The sequence below is a fragment of the Klebsiella sp. 54 genome, from assembly GCF_018223875.1.
In the GTDB taxonomy this organism is placed as follows: Bacteria; Pseudomonadota; Gammaproteobacteria; order Enterobacterales; family Enterobacteriaceae; genus Klebsiella; species Klebsiella quasipneumoniae.
This window is the reverse complement of sequence record NZ_JAGRRA010000021.1, coordinates 1-4,326: the sequence shown is the minus strand read 5'-3', so window position 1 is coordinate 4,326 and position 4,326 is coordinate 1. Positions and strand designations below refer to the sequence as shown.

The 4,326-nt window shown below is 51.5% G+C and carries 4 protein-coding genes and 4 tRNA genes; 7 read left to right on the top strand and 1 reads right to left on the bottom strand.

The features are described from left to right. Positions 1 to 259: 259 nt before the first annotated feature. Positions 260 to 1,288, top strand: coding sequence for a UDP-N-acetylmuramate dehydrogenase (gene murB / locus KHQ24_RS24310; RefSeq protein ID WP_109938951.1), 1,029 nt, complete (start codon positions 260 to 262; stop codon positions 1,286 to 1,288). Then, the gene (gene birA / locus KHQ24_RS24305) at positions 1,285 to 2,247 is read left to right on the top strand and encodes a bifunctional biotin--[acetyl-CoA-carboxylase] ligase/biotin operon repressor BirA (RefSeq protein WP_004206834.1); all 963 of its coding nucleotides are present in this window, start codon (positions 1,285 to 1,287) and stop codon (positions 2,245 to 2,247) included. The genes murB and birA overlap by 4 nt, the downstream gene beginning before the upstream one ends. Before the next feature lie 26 nt (positions 2,248 to 2,273). Here the strand turns inward: birA and coaA are convergent, their stop codons facing one another. Then, complete coding sequence (gene coaA, locus KHQ24_RS24300) at positions 2,274 to 3,224, bottom strand: type I pantothenate kinase (RefSeq protein WP_004206833.1); 951 nt, start codon at positions 3,222 to 3,224, stop codon at positions 2,274 to 2,276. A gap of 430 nt (positions 3,225 to 3,654) precedes the next feature. On the opposite strand from coaA, the gene KHQ24_RS24295 reads away from it, so the two are divergent. From KHQ24_RS24295 to KHQ24_RS24275, 5 genes are all read left to right on the top strand, one after another. Then, positions 3,655 to 3,730, top strand: a tRNA-Thr gene (locus KHQ24_RS24295). 10 nt (positions 3,731 to 3,740) lie between these two features. After that, positions 3,741 to 3,825, top strand: a tRNA-Tyr gene (locus KHQ24_RS24290). 115 nt (positions 3,826 to 3,940) lie between these two features. Next, positions 3,941 to 4,015 (top strand) — tRNA-Gly (locus tag KHQ24_RS24285). A 5-nt stretch (positions 4,016 to 4,020) separates the two neighbouring features. Then, positions 4,021 to 4,096: transfer RNA gene (locus KHQ24_RS24280), tRNA-Thr, on the top strand. Positions 4,097 to 4,211: 115 nt separating this feature from the next. Next, the coding region (locus KHQ24_RS24275; protein WP_021280608.1) for a GTP-binding protein at positions 4,212 to 4,326 on the top strand (115 nt) is incomplete at its 3' end.

Genomic DNA, 4,326 nt, shown 5'->3' with positions numbered 1-4,326 from the left:
CTGCCAGGCATCAAATAAAGCAGAAAGCCCAGTCGAAAGACTGGGCTTTTTTGCGTTTGTGCCATCCGGGAAGGGTGCCGGCATGCCCCCCCGGTGGCGCTGCGCTTACCTGGGCCAGGGGCCTTGCGGGTTCTGTAGCCCGGCGCGGTACACCTCTCACCACTGGTAACGCTCCGCAATATTATTGCCTCTGTAATCAGGCAAGCCTTCCCCCGCCAGATACGGTAAACTAACGCCGATTTTGCATCAGGAAGCCACTATGAACCACTCCCTCAAACCCTGGAATACCTTTGGCATTGAGCGATCCGCCAATACGATAGTACGCGCCGAAACTGAGCAACAGTTGCTAAGCGCCTGGCAAACCGCTGCCGCGGCTGGCGAACCCACGCTAATCCTTGGGGAAGGCAGTAACGTCCTGTTTCTGAACGACTATGCCGGTACGGTGATCCTCAACCGGATTATGGGGATCGAGGTGAGCGAAACCCCGGATGCCTGGCGCTTGCACGTCGGCGCCGGCGAAAACTGGCATCAACTGGTGCAGTTCACGCTACAGCATGCGATGCCTGGTCTGGAAAATCTGGCATTAATCCCAGGCTGCGCAGGATCGTCGCCGATCCAGAATATTGGTGCCTACGGCGTCGAATTACAGCGGGTCTGCGAATATGTTGACTGCATCGAGCTGGAAACGGGACGTAAACAACGCTTTTCCGCGGCGGAATGCCGTTTCGGCTATCGCGACAGTATCTTTAAACATGAATATCAGGACCGCTACGCCATCGTCGCGATTGGCTTATCGTTAGCGAAAGCGTGGCGACCTGTGCTGAGCTACGGTGATTTAACACGTCTCGATCCGCAGAGAGTCACCCCGCAGCAGGTATTCGATGCGGTCTGCCATATGCGAATGACTAAATTGCCGGATCCAAAGATTAACGGTAATGCTGGCAGCTTTTTTAAGAACCCGATCGTCAGCGCTCAGGTTGCTGAAGCGCTGCTGGCGCAGTTCCCTCATGCACCGCACTATCCGCAGGCAAATGGCAGCGTCAAGCTGGCCGCTGGCTGGCTAATCGATCAATGTCAGCTCAAAGGAAAACGCATCGGCGGCGCGGCCGTGCATCGACAGCAGGCGCTGGTACTGATTAATGAAGATCAAGCGACCAGCGAGGATGTGATAAAGCTAGCCCATTACGTTCGCCAGCAGGTGGGGGCGAAATTCAATGTATGGCTTCAGCCCGAGGTGCGCTTCATTGGAACGCATGGTGAAGTCAACGCAGAGGAGAGCATTGCGTGAAAGACCATACTATCCCTTTAACGCTAATTTCTATCCTTGCTGATGGTGAGTTTCACTCAGGTGAACAGCTTGGTGAGCAGTTAGGCATGAGCCGGGCGGCGATTAATAAGCATATCCAGACGTTACGCGACTGGGGCGTCGATGTGTTTACCGTGCCGGGCAAGGGGTACAGCCTGCCAGAGCCCATACATCTGTTGGATGAGAAAAAGATCTCCCAACAGATAGAGCACGGTCGAGTGACTGTCCTTCCGGTAATCGACTCCACTAACCAGTATTTGCTGGACAGACTGGATGAGCTGACGTCCGGCGATGCCTGCGTAGCTGAATATCAGCAGGCAGGGCGAGGCCGGCGCGGCAGAAAATGGTTTTCCCCCTTTGGTGCGAATCTCTATCTCTCGATGTACTGGCGTCTGGAGCAGGGCCCGGCAGCGGCGATTGGCCTAAGCCTGGTGATTGGTATTGTGATCGCTGAAGTGCTGCAGCAGCTCGGGGCCGAACAGGTTCGCGTGAAATGGCCAAACGATATTTACCTGCAGGATCGTAAGCTGTCAGGGATCCTCGTGGAGCTGACGGGGAAAACGGGCGATGCCGCACAAATCGTCAGCGGCGCGGGTATCAACCTTGTGATGCGTCGTGTGGAGTCTGATGTCGTCAATCAGGGTTGGATCAGTCTTCAGGAAGCGGGGGTGGTCATCGACCGTAATCTCCTCGCCGCGCGCCTGATTAAAGAGCTGCGCCTGGGACTGGAGCTGTTCGAGCAGGAAGGGTTGGCTCCTTATCTGCCGCGCTGGGAAAAACTGGATAACTTTATTCATCGTCCGGTAAAACTGATTATCGGTGATAAAGAAATTTATGGCATTTCCCGCGGCATTGACGCCCAGGGTGCGCTATTGCTGGAGCAGGATGGTGTGATAAAAGCCTGGGTTGGTGGTGAAATATCATTGCGCAGCGCAGAATAAAAAAGGGAGCTCCGGCTCCCTTTGCTTTATTTACGCAAGCGTACCTGATTAACAGAATGATTGGCGCTCTTGGTCATAATCAGGCTGGCGCGCTCGCGAGTTGGAAGGATGTTTTCCTTGAGATTCATTAGGTTAATCTCATTCCAAAGCGAGGTGGCAATTTCGACCGCTTCTTCCTTCGACAGCTTGGCGTAATTATGAAAATAAGAATCCGGGTCGGTAAATGCCCCTTCCCGGAATTTAAGAAAGCGGTTGATATACCAGCTTTTCAATAATTCTTCCGGGGCATCGACATAAATAGAAAAGTCGACAAAATCCGATACGAATACATGATGCGGATCGTGTGGATAATCCATCCCACTTTGCAGAACATTCAGTCCTTCAAGAATGAGAATATCCGGTTGAGCGACGGTTTTATCGCCATCGGGAATAACATCATAAATTAGATGGGAATAAACCGGTGCAGTTGCCTGTGGTACCCCTGATTTGAGATCGGAGACAAACTTTACCAGCCGATGCATATCATAGGACTGCGGAAAGCCTTTTTTCTTCATTAACCCACGTTCTTTCAAAACTGAGTTAGGGTGCAAAAATCCGTCAGTGGTAATGAGTTCGACATGGCGATGCTCCGGCCAACGGCTCAGCAAGGCCTGCAGTACACGGGCGGTGGTGCTTTTTCCTACCGCCACGCTGCCAGCGATACTGATAATATAGGGAATTCGCTGACCGTTGGTGCCAAGAAATTGTTCGAGAACAGCCTGACGACGCAGGTTAGAACTGATATAGAAGTTGAGCAAACGCGACAGCGGCAAATAGATCTCAGCAACCTCTTCCAGAGAGAGATCTTCGTTGATGCCTTTTAACCGCGTGATTTCTTCCTCGGTTAACGTCATCGGGACAGAATCACGAAGTGCAGCCCATTGGTGGCGGTTAAATTGTAGGTACGGTGTCATTAACGTCTGCTCTTTTTGGCTCATAAGCATGTTCTTACCATCACCGAATACGTTGAAACGGCGATGCTTCACACGAGTTAATCAGGACAATGGGCAGGAGGGTAACACCAGATTGCCGGGAATAATAAGAAAAAAACTCATTGAATGCCGCTTTCTCGCGCCAGCGTCACAAGAGAGGAATAAGTTTCTTATGCTTTGCAAAGCATGGCCTTTGCTAACAGGATGGTACTAACGGCCTGCTGCCTTTCAGTTTACGGTCAGCAGACGTTCCTGGTAAACGTGGCTGACCGAAACCGCGCCTGATGGGCCCGTTTGTTGGCGATTATTTGCACTCCTTTGTTTGAAATTACACCGTTTTTTCGCGTAAGAGCACAAAATGTGAGCAAGAGAACGTTTTATGCAAATTTTTAGTTGCATGAACTCGCTCCTCTCCCTAGAATGCGCGCTACTTGATGCCGACTTAGCTCAGTAGGTAGAGCAACTGACTTGTAATCAGTAGGTCACCAGTTCGATTCCGGTAGTCGGCACCATAACAATTTGGGTGGGGTTCCCGAGCGGCCAAAGGGAGCAGACTGTAAATCTGCCGTCATCGACTTCGAAGGTTCGAATCCTTCCCCCACCACCACTTTCTGGCGACGCTTTGCGTAGCCGGAGTTGGTTGGGTAAACTAATCAGCTCAATACTAAAGAGAGCAGTCTTTTTAGTATTACAGAAAGAACTGGGTAGCCGAGTTTCAGGATGCGGGCATCGTATAATGGCTATTACCTCAGCCTTCCAAGCTGATGATGCGGGTTCGATTCCCGCTGCCCGCTCCAGACGTGCTGATATGGCTCAGTTGGTAGAGCGCACCCTTGGTAAGGGTGAGGTCCCCAGTTCGACTCTGGGTATCAGCACCACTTCTTTTCTCTCCTTCCCTGTTTCTCTTCTGTTATGTTCATTCAACAAGTCGGGCATGTTGCCTGGTTGATGTGGTGATATCACCGATTTATCCGTGTCTTAGAGGGACAATCGATGTCTAAAGAAAAGTTTGAACGTACAAAACCGCACGTTAACGTCGGTACTATCGGCCACGTTGACCATGGTAAAACAACGCTGACCGCTGCCATCACTACCGTTCTGGCTAAAA

Coding starts and splice junctions, on each gene's coding strand:
- murB (WP_109938951.1), top strand. CDS start 260: ATGAACCACTCCCTCAAACCCTGGAATACCTTTGGCATTGAGCGATCC.
- coaA (WP_004206833.1), bottom strand. CDS start 3,224: ATGAGCCAAAAAGAGCAGACGTTAATGACACCGTACCTACAATTTAAC.